The organism is Pseudomonas cerasi, assembly GCF_900074915.1.
Lineage (GTDB): Bacteria > Pseudomonadota > Gammaproteobacteria > Pseudomonadales > Pseudomonadaceae > Aquipseudomonas > Aquipseudomonas cerasi.
Genome location: NZ_LT222319.1, coordinates 2,680,856 through 2,700,232, shown reverse-complemented (window position 1 = coordinate 2,700,232; position 19,377 = coordinate 2,680,856). Strand labels below are relative to the sequence as shown.

General features: G+C 61.3%; 14 protein-coding genes and 1 pseudogene. 3 read left to right on the top strand and 12 right to left on the bottom strand.

Going from position 1 to position 19,377, the window contains the following annotated elements; genetic code table 11:
- Positions 1–102 precede the first annotated feature (102 nt).
- The 3 genes from PCPL58_RS14700 to PCPL58_RS14690 are packed head-to-tail and all read right to left on the bottom strand — an operon-like array spanning position 103 to position 5,860.
- Positions 103–1,509, bottom strand: a complete 1,407-nt coding sequence (locus PCPL58_RS14700; RefSeq protein WP_065349756.1) for an efflux transporter outer membrane subunit — start codon at positions 1,507–1,509, stop codon at positions 103–105.
- Positions 1,509–4,655 (bottom strand): efflux RND transporter permease subunit, encoded by a 3,147-nt coding sequence (locus tag PCPL58_RS14695; protein WP_065349755.1) that lies wholly within the window; start codon positions 4,653–4,655, stop codon positions 1,509–1,511. The genes PCPL58_RS14700 and PCPL58_RS14695 overlap by 1 nt, the downstream gene beginning before the upstream one ends.
- Positions 4,656–4,657: 2 nt before the next feature.
- Positions 4,658–5,860: an efflux RND transporter periplasmic adaptor subunit gene (locus PCPL58_RS14690; RefSeq protein ID WP_065349754.1), complete on the bottom strand. Its 1,203-nt coding sequence runs from the start codon at positions 5,858–5,860 to the stop codon at positions 4,658–4,660.
- Positions 5,861–6,004: 144 nt separating this feature from the next.
- Between PCPL58_RS14690 and baeS the strand changes: the two genes are divergently transcribed.
- Complete coding sequence (gene baeS, locus PCPL58_RS14685) at positions 6,005–7,396, top strand: sensor histidine kinase efflux regulator BaeS (RefSeq protein ID WP_065349753.1); 1,392 nt, start codon at positions 6,005–6,007, stop codon at positions 7,394–7,396.
- Positions 7,393–8,076, top strand: a complete 684-nt coding sequence (locus PCPL58_RS14680; RefSeq protein WP_065349752.1) for a response regulator — start codon at positions 7,393–7,395, stop codon at positions 8,074–8,076. The genes baeS and PCPL58_RS14680 overlap by 4 nt, the downstream gene beginning before the upstream one ends.
- Before the next feature lie 134 nt (positions 8,077–8,210).
- On the opposite strand, the gene PCPL58_RS14675 is transcribed toward PCPL58_RS14680, so the two are convergent.
- The 3 genes from PCPL58_RS14675 to PCPL58_RS14665 are packed head-to-tail and all read right to left on the bottom strand — an operon-like array spanning position 8,211 to position 11,286.
- Positions 8,211–9,611, bottom strand: a complete 1,401-nt coding sequence (locus PCPL58_RS14675) for an LLM class flavin-dependent oxidoreductase (protein WP_065349751.1) — start codon at positions 9,609–9,611, stop codon at positions 8,211–8,213.
- 4 nt (positions 9,612–9,615) lie between these two features.
- On the bottom strand, positions 9,616–10,056 hold the full coding sequence (locus tag PCPL58_RS14670; RefSeq protein ID WP_065349750.1) for an acyl-CoA dehydrogenase: 441 nt from the start codon (positions 10,054–10,056) through the stop codon (positions 9,616–9,618).
- Between the two features lie 15 nt (positions 10,057–10,071).
- Entirely contained in the window at positions 10,072–11,286 is a 1,215-nt protein-coding gene (locus tag PCPL58_RS14665) for an SfnB family sulfur acquisition oxidoreductase (protein WP_065349749.1), read from the bottom strand.
- Positions 11,287–11,711: 425 nt separating this feature from the next.
- On the opposite strand from PCPL58_RS14665, the gene PCPL58_RS14655 reads away from it, so the two are divergent.
- Positions 11,712–12,950, top strand: a complete 1,239-nt coding sequence (locus tag PCPL58_RS14655; protein ID WP_065349747.1) for an acyl-CoA dehydrogenase family protein — start codon at positions 11,712–11,714, stop codon at positions 12,948–12,950.
- Positions 12,951–12,957: 7 nt separating this feature from the next.
- Here the strand turns inward: PCPL58_RS14655 and PCPL58_RS14650 are convergent, their stop codons facing one another.
- The 6 genes and pseudogenes from PCPL58_RS14650 to PCPL58_RS32655 all read right to left on the bottom strand — a co-directional run.
- Positions 12,958–13,944 carry an ABC transporter permease gene (locus tag PCPL58_RS14650; protein WP_046719338.1) on the bottom strand — a complete coding sequence of 329 codons (987 nt, stop codon included), beginning with the start codon at positions 13,942–13,944 and terminating at the stop codon, positions 12,958–12,960.
- Complete coding sequence (locus PCPL58_RS14645) at positions 13,941–14,945, bottom strand: ABC transporter permease (protein WP_065349746.1); 1,005 nt, start codon at positions 14,943–14,945, stop codon at positions 13,941–13,943. The genes PCPL58_RS14650 and PCPL58_RS14645 overlap by 4 nt, the downstream gene beginning before the upstream one ends.
- Positions 14,932–16,503: a sugar ABC transporter ATP-binding protein gene (locus tag PCPL58_RS14640; protein ID WP_058396051.1), complete on the bottom strand. Its 1,572-nt coding sequence runs from the start codon at positions 16,501–16,503 to the stop codon at positions 14,932–14,934. The genes PCPL58_RS14645 and PCPL58_RS14640 overlap by 14 nt, the downstream gene beginning before the upstream one ends.
- Before the next feature lie 15 nt (positions 16,504–16,518).
- Positions 16,519–17,523, bottom strand: coding sequence for a sugar ABC transporter substrate-binding protein (locus PCPL58_RS14635; RefSeq protein WP_065349745.1), 1,005 nt, complete (start codon positions 17,521–17,523; stop codon positions 16,519–16,521).
- A gap of 243 nt (positions 17,524–17,766) precedes the next feature.
- Positions 17,767–18,936, bottom strand: coding sequence for a methyl-accepting chemotaxis protein (locus tag PCPL58_RS14630; RefSeq protein ID WP_414860615.1), 1,170 nt, complete (start codon positions 18,934–18,936; stop codon positions 17,767–17,769).
- A pseudogene (locus PCPL58_RS32655) lies at positions 18,919–19,344 on the bottom strand (MCP four helix bundle domain-containing protein); the annotation flags it as partial. The pseudogene PCPL58_RS32655 and the gene PCPL58_RS14630, both read right to left, overlap by 18 nt.
- Positions 19,345–19,377 lie beyond the last annotated feature (33 nt).

Genomic DNA, 19,377 nt, shown 5'->3' with positions numbered 1-19,377 from the left:
TGAAGGATCAAAACCACAGTGCGAACCTGCAAATGGCCGCACTGTGGGCAAGGGTAAAACGTTCAAGCCTGGCGATTATTCAAAGGCTAGTGGAAAAAACCATCACCGATTCCATCCGCCGCCCATGACCTTGTAGAGCGTGACGCGGTTGCTCTGCTCTGTCAGGCGCAGGGAAATCAGGTCCTGCTCGGCACTGTACAGCGAGCGTTGCGACTCGAGTGCCTCCAGATAACTCTGCGATCCGCCGCGGTATAGGGCGTCGGCCAGTTCGTAGCTTCTGCGGCTGGCATCGGTGTAGGCCTGCTGCGCGGCAAGCCGCTCATCCAGCGTGCTGCGCACCGCCAAGGCATCGGCCACTTCCTTGAATGCGGTCTGGATCGTCTGCTGATAGGTCTGAATCTGGATCTGGTTCTCGACCTTGGCCGAGTCAAGCGTGGCCCGATTGGCGCCGCCGTCGAAAATCGGCACGCTGATACTTGGCGCAAAGCTCCACGCGCCGGTTCCGGACTTGAACAGACCTGACAGGCTGGTGCTGGAAGAGCCTGCACTGGCAGTCAGGGTGATACTGGGGAAGAACGCCGCACGCGCGGCACCGATATCAATGTTCGCGGCTTTGAGTGTGTGTTCGGCACTTAGCACGTCCGGGCGACGCTGCAGGAGGCTGGAAGGCAGGCCATCCGGCACCTGCACCAATTGCGCCACCGACTGCATGTCGGCGTTGGGCAGCAGCTCCTCCGGCAGGTCGCTGCCGACCAGCAGGCGCAAGGCGTTGCGGTCCTGAAGAATCTGGCTTTTATATTGCGCCACATCGCCCCTCGCCGATTCGACCGTTGTCTGCGCCTGGGCCACTTCCAGCCCCGAAGAACCGCCCAGCGCATGACTGTTTTTGGTCAGGTCGTAGCTTTTCTGCTGGCTGGCCAGCGTATCTTCGGCAAGTTTCAGAAGCTGGTTGTCGGCGGCCAGGGTCAGCCAGCCGGTCGCCACTTCGGCGATCAGGCTGATTTGCATGCTGCGCCGGGTTTCGGTCAAGGCCAGGTAATCCTCGAGCGCTTCGTCCTGAAGGTTCTGGATACGCCCGAACACATCCAGTTCATAGCTGCTCAAGCCCAGCTGCGCGCTGTACTCATGGCTGATCGACGACTTTCCGGTCATCGAGGTCGATGACGGCGTGCGCGTATGCGTGCCGCTGCCACTGGCATCAATCGTCGGCAGGCTCGCCGCCCGTTCGATGCGATATTGCGCCTGCGCTTTCTCGACGTTGAGGCTGGCCAGGCGCAGGTCGCGGTTATTCACCAGCGCCAGGTTCTGCAGGCGCACCAGGCGGTTATCGATGAAAAAATTCTGCCATTCGATATCCGTGGGCACGCTGCCCGACGCAGCCGGTTGGGCAGCCGTCGCTGGCAGCCATTGGCTTGAAACCGGCGCTTCAGGGCGCTGGTAATCCGGGGCCAGGTTGACGCAGCCCGCAAGCAGCGCCGTGACAGCCAGCGAAGGCCAGAAAAGACGCATCATGCTTCACCTGTAGATGTGGGTTGAGCCGCCGAAGCAGTGCCTGACGAACGACTGAAGCGGCGACGCACTTCCACGAAGAACAGCGGCACCAGAAAAATCCCCAGCACGGTGGCGCTGAACATGCCACCCAGTACGCCCGTGCCGATCGCGTTACGCCCGGCAGAGCCTGCACCGCTGCTGAGGGCCAGCGGCAGCACACCGAACATGAACGCCAGCGAAGTCATCAGAATCGGACGCAGTCGTTGCCGGGCGGCAAGAAGGGTCGCTTCATGCAGGCTTTTGCCCTGTTCCTGAAGATGTTTGGCGAACTCGACGATCAGAATCGCGTTTTTCGCCGCCAGGCCCACGGTGGTCAGCAAGCCCACCTGAAAGTACACGTCATTGCTCAAGCCACTGATCCGTGTCGCCAGTACCGCGCCGACCACACCCAGCGGCACCACGAGCATGACCGAGAACGGCACCGACCAGCTCTCGTACAGGGCTGCCAGGCAGAGAAACACGAACAGCACTGAAATGGCATAGAGCATCGGCGCCTGGGAGCCGGACAGGCGTAGTTGATAGGACTGCCCGGTCCACTCGTACCCGATGCCTTCGGGAAGTTGCTTGATGATGGCCTCAACCGCATCCATCGCGGTACCCGAGCTGACACCTGGCGCAGGATCGCCCACCACTTCAAGTGACGAGCTGCCGTTGTAACGCTCCAGCAACGGCGAACCATAGCTCCAGCTGCTGCTGGCGAACGACGAGAACGGGACCATTTCGTCATTGCTGTTGCGCACGAACCAATGGTCCAGATCGGCTGATTGCATACGCGAAGCAGCCTCGCCCTGCACGTAGACTTTCTTCACTCGCCCCTGATTGAGGAAGTCATTGATGTAGCTGCCGCCCAGCGCAGTGGACAGGGTCGAGTTGATGTCGCTGGTGGACAGGCTCAGCGCTCCGGCCTTGCGATCGTCGATGGTCACTTTCAGCTGCGGAGTGTCGTCCAGGCCGTTGCTGCGCACGCCCAGCATGCTCGAGTCCTTTCTCGCCAGCTCGATAAACTGCTCGCGTGCCGCCACCAGTGCCTCATGCCCCACTCCGCCGAGGTCCTTGAGTTGCACATCGAACCCCGAACTCTGCCCCAGGCCACGTACCGCAGGCGGCTGCATGACAAACACGCTGGCGTCACCGATGCTCGCCAGGGCCAGCGTCGCGCGCTGTGCCACCTGCGCCGCACCCTGCTCCTTGCCGGAACGCTCGCTCCAGTCCTTGAGCTTGATAAACGCCCTGGCGGTGTTCTGACTGTTACCGCCCATCCCCAGCCCGGAAATACTGATCAACGCCTCGACCTCCGGCTGTTTGAGCATGTAAGCCTCGAACTGCCGCATCACCGCCTGTGTACGGCTGTCGGTAGCACCCACCGGCAGCTGGATCTGCGCCATCAGCGCGCCCTGGTCTTCATCCGGCAGGAACGAGGTGGGCAGACTGACGTAACCCACCGCCATGACCACCAGCACCAGCGCATACACCAGCAGGCCCCGTCCACGATGTTCGATGACTCCGCCCACGCCTCGCTGATAGCGATCGGCGCTGCGGTCGAACGTGCGGTTGAACCAGCCGAAAAAGCCACCGCGCTGTGCGTGCAGTTGCGCATCCGAGGCTTTGAGCATCGTTGCGCACAACGCTGGCGTCAGGGTCATTGCAACCAGTACCGAGAGCAGCATGGCCGAAACGATGGTCACCGAAAACTGCCGGTAGATAATCCCGGTGGAACCGCTGAAAAAGGCCATCGGAATGAACACGGCGCTCAGCACCAGCGCAATACCGATCAGCGCGCTGGTAATTTCATCCATTGATTTGCGGGTCGCCTCCAGCGGGCTCAGGTGTTCTTCGCCCATCACCCGCTCGACGTTTTCCACCACCACAATGGCATCGTCTACCAGCAGGCCGATGGCCAGGACCATCGCGAACATGGTCAGCGTGTTGATCGAATAGCCGAACAGCGCCAGCACGCCGAACGTGCCCAGCAGCACCACCGGCACGGTAATCGCCGGAATCAGCGTGGCACGCAGGTTCTGCATGAACAGAAACATGATCAGCACCACCAGCGCGATCGCCTCACCCAGCGACTTCACCACCTCCTTGATCGACAGGCTCACGAATGGCGTGGTGTCATAGGCAATGACTGTTTTCAGTTGCATTTGCGCGGGGTAGAACGGTTCGAGTTCCTTGAGTTTGGCCTTGATCGCTTCACCAACGCTCAGCGCGTTTGCGCCTGACGCCAGCTGAATACCCATCGCCGCCGCAGGCCTGCCATTGAGCGCTGAGTTGATGTCATAGCTCTCGCTGCCCAACTCCACTCGCGCCACATCGCGCAAGAGCACAACAGCGCCGTCACTGGAAGATTTGACGACCACGTTCTCGAACTGCTCGGGCGTCTGCAGCTTGCTACGGGCACTGATGGTCGCATTCAGTTGCTGACCTTCCACCGCCGGCAAGGCCCCCAACTGGCCTGCCGAGACCTCCGTGTTCTGCGCCTCCAGGGCCGAGCTGATGTCGGAGGGCATCAGTGAGTACTTTTCCATCTTCGCCGGGTCCAGCCAGATCCGCATCGCGTACCCCGACCCCAGGGTCTGAACGTCGCCGACGCCATCCACACGGCTTAGTTGATCGAGCAGCGTGCTGGAAATGTAATCACCGATCTGCGTGCCGGTGACGCTTTCGTTATCGGAGGCCAGGGCGACCAGCATAAGGAAGTCGGAACTGCCCTTGGTCACCGTCAAGCCTTCGCTCTGCACGCTTTGCGGCAGGCGCGATTCAGCCTGCTGCAGCTTGTTCTGCACCTGCATCTGCGCCACATCAGGGTCGGTGCCGGCGGCGAAGGTCAGGCTGATGCTCGCACTGCCCGCAGAGCTGCTGGAGGCGGACATATAAGTCAGCCGGTCCAGCCCCTTCATCTGCTGCTCGATGACCTGTGTGACAGAGTCTTCGACGGTCTTGGCCGATGCGCCAGTGTAAGTGGCGGAGATCTTTACCGTCGGCGGCGCGATATTGGGGTATTGCTCAAGTGGCAGCTGGCTGATGGACAGCCCACCTGCAAACATGATGCAGATGGCAATGACCCAGGCGAAGATGGGCCGATCAATGAAGAAACGAGCCATATTCAGCCCTCCTTCACGGCAGCGGTAGTGGCCGCAGTACCAGACGCTGGCGAATCGGCGTTGTCAGCGCTCTGCACGGTAACCTCGGTGCCTACCGGGGTTTTCTGTCCGCCTTCGACCACGACCTGATCATTGGCCTTGAGCCCGCTGCTCACCCACCACTGGTTGCCCACCGTGCGGTCGACGCTGATCACCCGCTGCTCGATCTTGCCGTCAACCACCAGCAACACCGTGGTCTGGCCACTGGCACTGCGGGTGACGGCCTTCTGCGGAATCAGGATCGCATTCTGATCCTGCGCCTGCTCCAGCACCGCCACCACGTACATGCCGGGCAGCAACAGCCGCTCCGGATTGGCAAAGCTGGCACGCAGCGTCACCGTGCCGGTGCCTTCATTGACGCTTACGCCGCTGAATTGCAGGCGGCCTTCCTGGTTGTAGGTGCTGCCGTCATCCAGCTTGAGGGTGATTCGGGCTTCCCCGTCGCTGTTGGTTTGCAGCTTGCCGCTGGCCAGGTCGCGCTTGAGACGCAGCAACTCGGTGGTGGACTGGGTAACGTCGACGTAAATCGGGTCCAGTTGCTGAACTGTGGTCAGCGCAGTGTCCTGCTGGGCCACCACCAATGCACCGGGGGTCACGGTCGAGGTCTCGATGCGGCCGCTGATAGGTGCGGTAATCCGTGTGTAGGCCAGATTGATGCGTGCGGTCTGCACATCGGCCTCCGCCACTTTCACCTCGGCGGCGGCAGTCAGCAGGCTGGCCTCGGCGTCTTCTTTATCCTGCTGGCTGATGGCATCGATCTTGGCCAGTTGCACATCGCGTTTGGCGGTGGCCTGTGCGGACTTGAGCGTGGCCCGGGACTTGGCGAGCGTGGCCTGCGACTCTGCCAAAGCCGCCTGATAGGTCGCGCTGTCGAGTTGGTACAACGGCTGACCAGCCTTGATTTCGGCGCCTTCGACGAACAGTCGCTGCTGCACGATGCCACTGACCTGAGGCCGTATCTCGGCAACCATGTACGCTTTGGTGCGCCCCGCCAGCTCGGTGGTCAGCGATTGGCTGCGCGGTTTGACGGTGACCACCGACACGCTCGGTTTCTCCGCAGCAGGCGGCGAATTGCCGTCTGAACAACCGCTCAGAAGACCGATAAGGGTTGCGTAGATGACAAAGGTCAAAGTCATCAGGTATTTGGCGAAAATCTTGCTCGACATGATTGCCTCAGGACGTTGTGGCGAAAGCCTGACGTCAGAGTGCGAGGCAAATGTGCAGGAAAATTGAAGATTGCCGCGTTGACTTGAAACTTGCCGTCGCGAAGGCCTAAATGGACGCCGTCTTCAGGGAAACCCCGAGCCTTCATGAAATCGAGCATCTCCACCAAACTCTTTGTCGCGGTATTGGCCAGCGTGCTGTCAGTCATCCTGATCATGGGCCTGACCGCGAACTGGAGCTTTGCCCGCGGCTTTCTGGGTTACCTCAACGAACAGGCCATGCAGCGCATGTCGCCGGTCCTGCCACGGCTGGCCGCTGCCTATGCGCGCGAAGGCAGTTGGGAATTCATGCGTGACAACAAAGATCGCTGGTTCGAAGTGATGCGCCCGGAGCCGGCGCAGGATTTCGCCATCCCCGGGCTGGCGACGCCGCCTACCTCCGACCTGACCGGCGCGGTGTTCCGGATCGCGCTGCTGGATGCGCAAAAGAACCTGGTGATGGGCTTTCCAGGGGTCCATGATGATGAGTTCATGCGCCCGGTGGAAGTCGACGGCAAAGTCGTTGGCTGGATGGCGGTCACGCCCTTTCAAAGTGTCAGCGAAGCCGGTGGCGAGCGCTTTCAGCAGTACCAGTTGCGTGCCAGCCTGGCGATGGGCGTGCTGTCGCTGCTGCTGGCGGTGCTGATTGCCTGGTGGATCGCGCGCACCCTGCTCGATCCGGTCAAACGTGTGGCCGCGGCAACCCATCGCCTTGCCGCAGGTGAATACGCCAGCCGCGTGGCGGTTTCCTCGAACGACGAGGTCGGTCAACTGGCGCGCGACTTCAACCAGCTGGCGTACACCCTGGAGCGCAATGAGAAGATGCGCCGCGAATTCATGGCCGACGTGTCCCATGAGCTGCGCACCCCGCTGTCGGTCCTGCGTGGCGAACTGGAAGCCATCGAGGATGGCGTGCGCACACTGGATCAGGCGTCGATGAAGTCTTTACAGGGCGAAGTCGGCATGCTCAGCAAGCTGGTGGATGATCTGTATGAGCTGTCCCTGGCGGATGTGGGCGCCCTGACCTACCGCAAGGTCGACTGTGATCTGGCGGCGCTGCTGACGAATATCACTGACATGTTCGAAGAGCGTTGCGCAGCCCGTCAGTTACATTTGCAGCTGGAGCTTGCTGGCGGAGCTCTACCGGTGCACGCAGACCCGGGACGCCTGCAGCAATTGATCAGCAACCTTCTGGAAAACTCGGTGCGCTACACCGATGCCGGTGGCACAGTGCACGTGCGTGCTGCCCTGCTGGGTGATGAGGTGCGCGTCGATGTGATGGATTCCGGCCCCGGCGTCGACCCGCAGCAACTGCCCAGACTGTTCGAACGTTTCTATCGCGGTGAAACTTCACGTAACCGCGCCAGCGGCGGTGCGGGTCTGGGGTTGGCGATCTGTCACAGCATCGCCCTCGCCCACGGCGGCAGCCTGAGCGCCGACCATTCGCCCACAGGCGGCCTCTGGCTGACCCTGTGCCTGCCCGGACACTTGCGCCCATGACCGCTACAAGCGTTGAAACACCGATTCTCATTGTCGAAGACGAGCCCAAGCTGGCGTCGCTGATGCGCGACTATCTGATCGCGGCCGGGTATTCGACCCACTGCCTGAGTAACGGGCTGGACGTTGTGCCCGCTGTCAGAGCGAACGCGCCACAACTGATCCTGCTCGACATCATGCTGCCTGGCCGCGATGGCATGGACATCTGCAAGGAGCTGCGCAGCTTCAGCGACGTGCCCATTGTGATGATCACCGCACGCGTCGAGGAAATCGACCGATTGCTCGGCCTGGACCTCGGTGCCGACGACTACATCTGCAAACCGTTCAGCCCCCGTGAGATGGTCGCTCGCGTCAAAGCCATCCTGCGTCGGAGCGCTTCCAGCGAGCCGCACACGCCCAAGGGTTTGCAGGTGGACGAAGCGCATTACCAAGCCTCGTTCAACGGTATCACCCTGGACCTGACCCCGGTGGAACTGCGTCTGCTGGCGACCTTCGCCCGCTCACCGGGCCGGGTCTTCTCCCGTGACCACTTGCTGGACAGGCTCTACTCGGATCACCGCGTAGTGACCGACCGCACCGTGGACAGCCACATCCGCAACCTGCGCCGCAAACTGGAGCAGGCCTGCCCGGGTCAGGACCCGATCCAGTCGCTGTACGGGGTGGGCTACAAGCTGGAGTTGTGACCGGTCCTGTGCGGAGCATGGGTACGATAGTTACAGGACGATCGTTCCTCACGCTCCAGCGTGGGAATGCCTGTCGTGACGCTCCGCGTCACAAATCTGAGCCACGCAGCCTGCGCAACGACAGTCATCACACCTCAGGCACTCTTCGTCTGCCGGTTGCTCTGCAGCGCAGCCAGGTCACGGAAGGCAGCGCTCGGATGACTTGCTTCCAGACGCGGCCCATCGCCAAACAGCTTTTCGCGCAACGTGCCTTTGGCGTATTCGGTCTTGTAGACGCCGCGCCTCTGAAGCTCAGGCACCAACAGCTCGACCGCATCGATGAAGGTTTCATGGGTCAGCGCGTACGCCAGGTTGAACCCGTCAACGTCGGTTTCTTCCACCCACTCCTGCAGCAGATCCGCCACCGTTTCCGGGCTGCCGACAAACAGCGGGCCGAAGCCACCGATTCCGACCCAATCGGCCAGTGCCTGCGGCGTCCATATCGTGTTCGGGTCTGCGCTGGAAAAGGTCTCGACCGCTGATTGAATGGCATTGGTGTGAACGTGACGAAGGGGTTCGTCGGGCTTGAACTGGCTGAAGTCGATACCGGTCCAGCCGGAAATCAAGGCCATCGCGCCCTCATAACTGACCCAGCTTTTGTATTCCTCGAATTTGGCCCTGGCCTTGGCATCCGTCTCGCCAAGGATCACCGTCTGTAAATTGAAAATCAGCACCTTGGACGGGTCGCGACCGGCCTCTGCGGTGCGCCGGCGGATATCGGCCACGGTCTTTTTCAGCAGGACTTTCGAGGGCGCTGCAACGAAAACGCATTCGGCGTGCTCGGCAGCGAACTGCTTGCCGCGGCTTGAAGCGCCGGCCTGATAGAGCACAGGCGTGCGTTGCGGCGACGGCTCGCACAAATGGATGCCAGGCACCTGGAAGTGTTTGCCGACATGGCGAATCTCGTGGATTTTGGTCGGATCACTGAATACGCGGCGCTCCCGGTCACGCAGAATCGCGCCGTCTTCCCAGCTGCCTTCCCAGAGTTTGTAACAAACCTCCAGATACTCCTCCGCGTAGTCGTAGCGCGCGTCATGTTCGGTCAGGGTTTTCTGGCCCAGGTTCTTCGCACCGCTTTCCAGATACGAGGTGACGATATTCCAGCCCGCACGCCCCTTGGTCAGGTGATCCAGCGTCGACAGGCGACGGGCAAACGGATAGGGATGTTCGAACGACAGCGACGCGGTCAGGCCGAAGCCCAAATGTTCGGTCACCAGCGCCATGGGCGGGATGAGCTGCAACGGGTCGTTGACCGGCACCTGAGTAGCCTGGCGAATTGCCGCCTCACCGTTGCCGCGATAGACGTCGTAAATGCCCAGCACATCGGCAATGAACAAACCATCGAACTTGCCGCGTTCGAGAATTTTCGCCAGATCAGTCCAGTATTCGAGGTCCTTGTACTGCCAGGAACGGTCACGCGGATGTGCCCAGAGGCCCGGCGATTGATGGCCGACGCAGTTCATGTCAAACGCATTAAGGCGGATTTGGCGAGGCATGCACTTACTCCTGAAGCTGTGGCGGAACCACGCCGTTGAGGCGTTGATTGCCGATAACCTGATAGTGCCAGCGCAGCGGCTCACGGCCGGCCGGGGGTGGCAATAACGGGCGCTGCCCGGTCAATTCGTACTGAATATTGCCCACCGCCTGCAGAGCCTCGGCGCTGGCAATGACCGCCTCGCTGCTGGCGATCAGGTGTTGCTCGGCCGAAGCGTCCAGACGCCCGGCGCGCTCCAGCAGCGCGGCGGCGACGTCCAGACGAATCTGCAGGTCCCCGACCTTGCTGATCACATAAGGGTCATCGACCACGCGCTGCAGACCACTGAGCGACCACGGCCGACCGTGCTCACGCAGGTACTCGAGGGTGTCTTGCAGGCCCTGGCGCGCCTGATCAAGGTCTTCGGTGGCGACCGCCAGTTGTGCGGTAATAGCGGGATGCGTCATGGGCATACTCCTTGATCAGTTCCAGGCGTGGCGTGGCGGTGCAATGCCGTTGAGCACCTGATTGCCGATCAGGTGATATTTCCAGCGCGCCGGGTCATGCAGCGTGTGGGTCCGCGCGTTGCGCCAGTAGCGGTCGAGATTGAGTTTGCCGAGCACCGAGCGGGTGCCGGCCAGTTCGAACAGCTGGCTGCCGGCGAGCAAGGCAATCTGCGCCGACAGCACCTTGGCCTGGGCGACAATCAGCGAGGCCTGTGCAACGCTGGCTTCACTGGGTTCGGCCAGGGCGTGGTCGATGGCCTGCCCGGCTTTGGCGAGGATCGCGTCGGTGCCGTGCAGGCGCCACTGCAAGTCGCCGATGGCGGCAATGCTGAACGGGTCCTGCCAGCCGAAATCCTGCTTGCTGTCGATCCATGGCCGCGCCAACCGGGCGTGCTTCAGGGTTTCCTCGAACGCGCCGTGAGCAATGCCGGTGTCCACTGCGGCCTGAATGATCTGCGAAATCGGCCCATTGGCCGTCGGTTCGTCGAAAGCCCGATACGCCGGGATCACCGCACTCGACGGTACGCGAACGGCTCTCAAAACAGCCCCGCCGCTGGCCGTGGTGCGCTGCCCGAAACCGTCCCAGTTATCGATGATGGTCAGGCCCGGATTGTCGCGTTCGACGAAGGCGATGAACGCCTGATTCTTCTCGTTGACGCCTGAAACCGGCACGAGGTGTGCGAACAGTGCGCCAGTGCAGTAGAACTTTTCGCCGTCCAGCACCGCGTGCTCGCCCTCAAAGCGAATCCGGGTCTGAAAGGCGCCGGCGTTCTTGCTTTTCGACTCGGAGAACGCATTGCCGAAGCGGTAGCCGGCCAGCGCCTTGCCGAAGTAGTGGCGTTTCTGCTCCTCGGTCCCGGTCTGCAGGAGGATATCGAGCACGCCCAAGTGGTTCTGCGGGATTTGCCCGAGTGAAGGGTCGGCGGCAGAAATAAGCTTGATCACTTCCGCGACGGTGACATAGGAAACGCCCGCACCGCCGTAGGCCTTGGGTACGGTAATGGCCCACAGTCCGCTGGCGGAAAACTCATCCAGCTCGGCGACTGGCAGACGCCGTTCGCGATCACGCGCTGAAGCTTCCTCAGCGAAGCGACCGGCCAGTGCCCTGGCCACTTCGATGGCTTCGGCATCCGAACCAATGACGTGCGCGGCGGGAGGTGCGGCAGTTGGAAGAGAGGAAGAAAAACTCATGGACAGGCTCCTGCTCGTTGGCGACAGGTTGAAAACACTCAACACGCTTGACCCTGAACATTGCACAGCCCATGCCGAAAAATGATTCCTTTAAAATCAATAATTTGCATATATCAGCTCATGCATGACGGCACCTCGCAGAGCAAAATGTCCGAACGCTGTTGCTGGCCGAACAGCGGCGCACTCACAGCACATCCAGCGCAGGCACAGGTATTCCAAGGCCGACGAGCTGCCGGCATGGCTGACAACGCTGTGCGATTGGCCAGCCAGTGGTCATGCCACTGTTGGCTGATCAACAAGAAAAACAGCGACTCATAAATAAATCATTAAAATCAGGCAGTTACATTCAGGCACAAAGCATGCAGAGAGCCTGGCGAACCTTCCACCGGCCCATGTGCCGATCTCTTCGCGCTCAGGAGTACTGCATGACTCAAACAACCGGCTCAAACCCGCTCTCGCTGGGGACCGATTACGAAACCCTGGCCAACCGATTTCGCCCGATCTTCCGTGAGATTGGCGCTGGCAGCGTCGAACGCGAAAAAGCTCGCGCCCTGCCCCATGAGCCGATTGCCTGGCTGCAGAAAGCCGGTTTCGGCGCTGTGCGTGTGCCTATCGAATATGGCGGTGGGGGTGCATCGATCAGCCAGCTGTTTCAACTGCTGATCGAGCTGGCCGAAGCCGACTCGAACATTCCGCAAGCCCTGCGCGCGCACTTCGCTTTCGTCGAAGACCGCCTGAATGCACCACCCGGCGCGGACCGTGACCAGTGGTTTGCGCGCTTTGTGGCCGGGGATCTGGTGGGTAACGGCTGGACCGAAGTCGGTGCGGTGAAAATCGGCGACGTGATTACCAAAGTCAGCCCGCAAGGCGACGGTTTCGTGCTCAACGGCACCAAGTTTTACAGCACCGGCAGCATCTTTGCCGACTGGATAGACGTCTACGCCCAGCGCTCCGATACCGGCGCCGATGTGATCGCGGTCGTCGACGCCAGGCATGCCGGCGTGCGTCACAGTGACGACTGGGACGGGTTCGGCCAGCGCACCACCGGCAGCGGCACCTCGGTCTACGACAACGTACCGCTGCCGGCCACACACGTCATACCGTTCGAGCAACGCTTCAAATACCAGACGGCGTTTTATCAATTGGTGCTGCTGGCGGTGCTGGCCGGGATTGGTCGAGCTGTCGAACGCGACATCGCTCAGGAAGTGCGCGATCGCAAACGCGTCTTCAGCCATGGCAACGCCGGGAGCGTCAGCCAGGACTCACAAGTGCAGCAAGTGGTCGGTCAGATCGCCGCTCAGGTTTACGCCGCCGAGGCCGCAACGCTGCGCTCCGCCGAGCCGTTGCAGCGTGCGTACCAGGCACGCTTCGGAGATGACCCACAGCGGGAAAAAGACGCCAATATCGCCGCCGAAATCGAGACCGCCAAGGCACAGGTGATCGTCTCGGAACTGGTACTGCGCGCTGCCAGCGATCTGTTCAACGCACTGGGCGCTTCAGGTGTCAGCGTCAACAAGGCGCTGGATCGCCACTGGCGTAATGCGCGCACAGCGGCATCGCACAATCCGCTGATCTACAAGGCGCGCATTGTCGGTGACTGGCGCATCAATGGCACCGAGCCGCCGTTTGTCTGGCAGATCGGCAGCGGTAAAGGTAACGCTTGAGGGGTAATTACGCCGCGTTACGCAGCAGGTGGCGACTGGTAAAACTGAACGCCAGCACCAGAAAGATCAGCGCCCCGGTCGCAACCTGCTGCCAATAGAAGTTCCAGCCGATCAGCAACAGGCCATTGGCGATCACGTTGATGAACAGCACGCCCAAAAGTGTGCCCGGAATATTCGGACGCCCTTGACGGCTGAGCGTCGTACCGATGAACACGGCGCCGATGGCATTGATCAGGTAGGCGTTGCCTGACATCGGCACGTAGGCGTTGACCGTCGAGCTGAGCAGGATACCCGCCACTGCGCAGGCCAGCGCGCTGGCGAAAAACACCTGCACGGCAATGCGTCGCGTGGGCAGGCCCGAGTAATACGCCAGTTGCGGCTGCGTGCCCAGCGCAAGGATTTCCCGTCCCAGACGCCCGCGCGCCAGGACCAGCCCGTAAAGTCCTGCCAGCAACCCGACCACCAGCAGCGGCAATGGCACGCCGAGGATCAGCACAGCGCTGATCCCCGGTAACACGCCCTGAGCGATATAGATCGGCTGGCCACCGTCGGATAACAACTGCTGCACGCTGGTGCCGATAAACAGCGTACCCAGCGTCGCCAGAAACGGCGAAATACGCAGCCCGGCGATCAGCATCGCGTTGAACGCCCCGGCCATGCCACCTGCCAGCATAGCGACCGCAATGGCCGCCCCCAGACCATGACCGCCATTCAGCGTGACCACAAAACCGAGGCTGGCAAAGTCCAGCGCCGTTCCCACCGACAGATCGATACCGCCAGCCGCAACAGCCCAGGTCATGCCGATTGCCACGATGGCCAGCAACACGAAGTTGTTCAGTACCAGACTCGACAGGTTGCCCCAACTCAGAAAGCCCGGCGCATTGATCGCGAAAAACAGCAGGATGATCAGCACCAACAGCGGCAGGACCGCTGGCAACAGGCGCGGCAGAACCTTGATCAGCGTCGAAGAGTTCGTCAGGGTCAGCGTATTCATTGTTCACCCTCCCGGCGGCCGAATGCTCCGGAAAATGCCACCACCAACAGAATCAACACGCCTTGCACGCCGTTGACCCAGAAGCTGGAAATGTTCAGCAATTGAAAGCCGTTGATCAAAAAGCCCAGCAGCAGCGTCGCCAACAGCGTGCCGGGAATGTTGGCGGTCAGACGCCGCGAGAACACCACACCGAGAAAGGCAATGGCCACCACTGACAGCAACATGTCACCGGAACCGGTCGTGCTGCCACTGAAAAAAGCTGCGGAGCAGAATGCAGCCAGCGCGGCGCAGCCTCCGGCAATCAGGTAACTGGCAAACACATAGCGCCGCAGATTCAACCCGGCAGCCTCGGCTGCTTGCGGGTATTCACCGATGGCGTACAGACGCAAGCCGAACGCGCTGTGCTGAATCACCAGCCACAACACCGCCGCGACGCCCAGCAGCACCCAGGCCAGCGCTGGAACACCCAGCCAGACGCCGGACGCCAGGCTGTCCAGCAATGCCGAGTCGGTCGCGAGCACAGTGTTCTGGGTCAGCACCAGTTCCAGGCCGGCAATCAGGTTCATGCTCGCCAGCGTTGCCAGTAAAGGCGGCAAGCGTAAAAACACCACCGCCAGACCGTTGAACGCGCCGACCAGCAGGCCGCAGCCGAGCGTCAGGCCAATCGCTTGCCAGGCATCGAGCCCGGCATTGTTCAGGCTGCTGTAGACGGCCGCACACAGACCGAGATTGGCCGCCAGCGACAGGTCCAGGCCGCCGCTGACCACATTGGAACCACCACCGATAACCACGCAGGTCAGGCCCAACGCGAGTATGCCGAGCGTTGCTGACTGGGCGAACACGTTGCTGATGTTGCCGAGGCTGAGGAAGTCAGGCGCACTGACGGAAAAGCCGAGCAGAATCGCCAGAAACACCAACAACGACCCACGCTGCGCCAGTTGCACGAGCCAGCGTTGCGCTGGATCGCCAGCCTGTGCAATTGATAAATCAAGCGCGGACATAATGCGCCTCCGGAGTGCATGATTGGCTGTCATGGTCGCTTTCACTGGCGCCCGTGGCGCAGGCCAGCAACCGGTCGCTGTCGGTGCTCAATGAGTCGAATTCGCCTGCAATGCGTCCTCTGTGCAGGACTACAATGCGCTGAGTGATGCCAATCAGCTCCGGCAAGTCCGACGACAGCACCAGCACCGCTGCACCGCCCTCCGCAAGCCGGGCAATCAACCGGTAGATCTCCACCTTGGCGCCGATGTCGACACCCACGCTGGGCTCGTCCAGCAGGTATAACGTCGAATGGCGGCTCAGCCATTTGCCCAGCGCAACCTTTTGCTGGTTGCCACCGCTGAGCGCGTGCACCGGCGCATCATGGCCTGAGGTCTTGATTGCCAGTTCATCGATCAGGTGTTGGCTTTCCCCGGCTTGCGCCGCAGCGTCGAGCAATCCCCAGCGGCTGAAGCGCCCCAGGCTGGCCAGCGTGATGTTCTCCAGCACCGAAAGCGCCGGTGCCACGCCATGCGTGCGGCGCTCCTCGGGGACCAGCGCGATGCCATGGTGTACCGCTTCACGTGGTGATTTCAGCTGCAACGGCTGACCGTTCAACAACAGTTCGCCGCGATCCGGCTTGAGCAGCCCGAACAGGCTTTTAAGCAGCTCCTTGGCACCCGAGCCGACCAGCCCGGTCAGGCCCAGCACTTCGCCACGCCGCACGCTCAGGTCAACGCCGTCGTAGAAGCGCCCTGCCCCCAGCCCGCGCAGTTGAAGCACGGGCGTGCCGGGTAATGTCCGGGCACGAAAATATTGCTCGCCGACCTCCCGATTGACCATCAGCCGGGCGATCTGCGCGGTGCTGGTGAGTGCAGGATCGACCACCGCCACATCGCGTCCGTTACGCAGCACGGTGACCTGATCACACAGCGATTCGATCTCCTGCAAATAGTGGGAAATGTAGACAATGGTCAGCCCTTCATCGCGCAGGCGGCGGACAATGCCCAGCAAGCGGTCCACCTCCTGCTTCACCAGTGACACACTCGGCTCATCGAACACCAGCACCTTCGGCCTGGCCAGCAACGCACGAGTGATCTGCAGTATCTGCCGCTGAGCGCTGTCCAGGTCACGTACCAAAGCCCCCTCAGGCAGGCGCATGGCAAAGTAATCGTCCAGAAGCCTTGCCGCTTCGCGCTCCTGAGCGCGGCGATCGACGAAGGGGCCACGCTTGATTTCCTGCCCGAAAAACAGTGCCTCGCCGACGCTGAAGCTGCCCGGCAGCAGTCGCTCCTGATGAATGAAATGCACGCCTGCGGCTTCGACCTGACGCGGCGTGAAACTGTCGAACGGCTGGCCGTGAATACTCAAACTGCCAGCATCGGCACGATGAATACCAGCGAGGACCTTGATCAGGGTCGACTTGCCCGCCCCGTTTTCTCCCACCAGCCCGTGAATCGTTCCGGCCTCGACCTTAAGGTTTACGCCGTCCAGCGCCTGGGTGGCGCCAAAGCACTTGCTGATACCCGCCAAGTGCAAGGCCGGTGGCGCCACTTCAACGTCTGCAATCGCTGATCCCATGATCGATCTCCCGCGTCAGTTATCGCCTCTGAGCTTTTGCACGTCAGGCAGGTTGGGGGCCGTCGTCAGCAGGGTTGGCACCTGGGTCTCCTTCGGCAGATCGTGCTGTCCGGCCAGGTAGCGGGCGACGTTCTGCACCGCAGTCTTGCCGATCAGTGCAGGCTGCTGGGCAACCACGGCGCCCACCGGCGAATCGTCGCGGCGCATCAGCTCGAGCACTTCCGGTGTGCCGTCGACGCCGTAGGTCTTGATTTCGGTTCTGCCGGCATCGATCAGTGCCTTGCTGGCGCCCAGTTGCGGGATGTCCCAAGCGGCCCAGATCGCCGAAACAGTGCCTTTGGGGTACTTGTTGAGCAACGCCGAGACTTGCGAGTAGGCGTCCTGAACCGTGTTGGGAATGACATCGCGCAACTCGGGCTCGATGATTTTCAGCTGCGGATGATCCTTGAGTGCCAACTTGAGCTGGTCATAACGAATGGCGCAGACCGGCACGCCATAAAAGCCATTGAACACCAGCACATTACCCTGGCCACCTGCGTCCTTGATCAGTTGCCCGGCCAGTGCCTTGCCCGTGGCCACGTTGTCGGACGTGGTGTTGTTGAGGCTGTATTGCGATGGCGCATCAATGGTGAACAGCGGAATCCCCGCCTTGCTGATGCGCTTGAGCCAAGGGTCGATAACACTGAGGGTGCCGAGAGTCTGGATCACTGCATCCGACTTTTGCGTGACCACGGTCTGCAATTGATTGACCAGGTTCTTGTCGTTGCGACCGGCATCGAGCGTGATGGGCGTGCCGCCCAGGCGCTTGACCTCAGCCACCTGCGCCTGGAAGGTCTTGATATCGAAGTAGTGACTGGTGCCGGTCATGCTGATCGCAATGCGTTTGCCCGCCAGCGAAGGCACGTCGCTGTCCTCGGCATACGCAGTTGCGACGAGACTGGTGGCCAACAGGGTCATCAACAGTGTGCGCCCTATTGCATGCAGGCGGTTTGTCTTGAAGGTCGGGACGGCATCAGGCATTCGGGTGGCTCCGCTGGCTCAGGAAAACAATCCTGATCGGCAGTGCACAGGTCATGCCCAAAGCCGTGCGCTGCGACTGGCTATGGCGCGAGGCCCGGCGGCAGGCGCTTTCACGCCGTTGCGCTGGATGGTGTGGGTGCGCAGTAGCCGGTTTTACCGGCGCAAACGCCGAACACATTGTCGGTTCGCTGTTGCCCGTACAACAGCGAATCGATGCGGGAGCGTGCCTGCTACAGGAGCGTGTTATCTGAGCTTGAACTGCCCCAGCGTGGTCGTCAGATCACTCGCCAGCTCGGCCAGCGACTGGCTGGCGCTGCCGGTCTGGCCGGTGCGCACCGCCGATTGTGCCGACAAGTCACGGATGCGCACCAGGTTGCGGTCCACTTCCCGCGCGACCAGCGCTTGTTCTTCAGAGGCGCTGGCGATTACCGTGTTGCGCTCATCGATGACCATGACCGAACTGGCGATGCTGGCCAGCACAGCATTGGCCGACTCGGCCTGTTGTTTGGTGCGCTGCGCCTGATCGGTACTGACTTCGAGCGCAACCAGAGTACTTTTGGTGCCCTGCTGGATGTGCCCGACCATGGTTTCGATCTCGCGAGTCGATTCGCTGGTGCGGTGTGCCAGAGCGCGTACCTCGTCGGCGACCACGGCAAAACCCCGTCCGGCATCACCCGCGCGTGCCGCTTCAATGGCAGCGTTAAGGGCCAACAGGTTGGTTTGCTCGGACACCGCGCGAATGACATCCAGCACCTTGGTGATATCCAGCGTGCGGGTTGCCAGCGCCTGCGCCTCGACCGACGCGGTGCCGACATTGCGGGTCAGCTCAAGGATCGACTGGACGGTTTGATTGAGCTCTTCCTGACCTTCGCGGGCCGACACCGAAGAGGCTTTGGATTCTTCCGAGGTGGCCACCGCATTACGCGCGACTTCATCGACCGCCTGGCTCATCTCGGTGACCGCGGTGGCCGCCATTTCGATTTCGCTGTTCTGCACCACCAGGTCGGCGTTGCTGTTGACCATCAGGGCGCTCATTTCTTCCGTGGCCGACGCCAGCTGGTGAGCGGCATCGCCCACCTGAGTCAGGGTCTGGCTCAGATTGCCGCGCATGCGCTCCATCGATTGCAGCAACAGGGCCGCTTCATCAGTGCCCTCACGGTTGATTGCGCTGGGACGCAGGTCGCCCGCAGCAATGGTTTCCGAGCTGTGCAGCGCCTGACTGATCGGCAATGCCAGACTTTTGGTCAGGCGCCAGGCGAGCAATACGGTCAGCAACACCGTCAGAAACATAACCCCCTGAGTGACGATCAGGGCGTTTTCATACACCGACGTCGCTGCAGCGCTGGATTCGGCTTCGGAGTCATCATTGATTTTTTCCAGCTTGCCAAGGGCGGCTTCGATACTTTCCGCCATGGCCTTCATCTCGCCCCAGACGAGCGCCCTTCCGGCCTCTGCCTGATTCTCGTTGATCAGCGTATAGACCTTCTCGGCACGCTCGATGTAGCCCTGATAAGTGCTCTTCAGACCCTCGAAGATCGCGCGCTCTTCATCATCGGTGATCAGCGGGTCGTAGGCCTCTACGGCCTTTTGGAAACCGGCCTTCCTTTCAAGGAACTCGTTGTGAGCCTGAGCCACCTGCGCAAGATCATGCGTGGCAAGCATTTTGGCCACGGTGGTGCGGGTTTTCTCGACCGCCAGGGCAATATCGTCACCCAGCGCAATCCCTGGAAGCGCGTCGTTTTCGATTTCAAGCGATTGCTCACGAATACCGTGCAATTGCTGAATGCTGAAAATACCAAGCCCGAACACCAGCACCACCATCACAGCAAAGCAGGCGGAGGTCCGCGCGGCTAT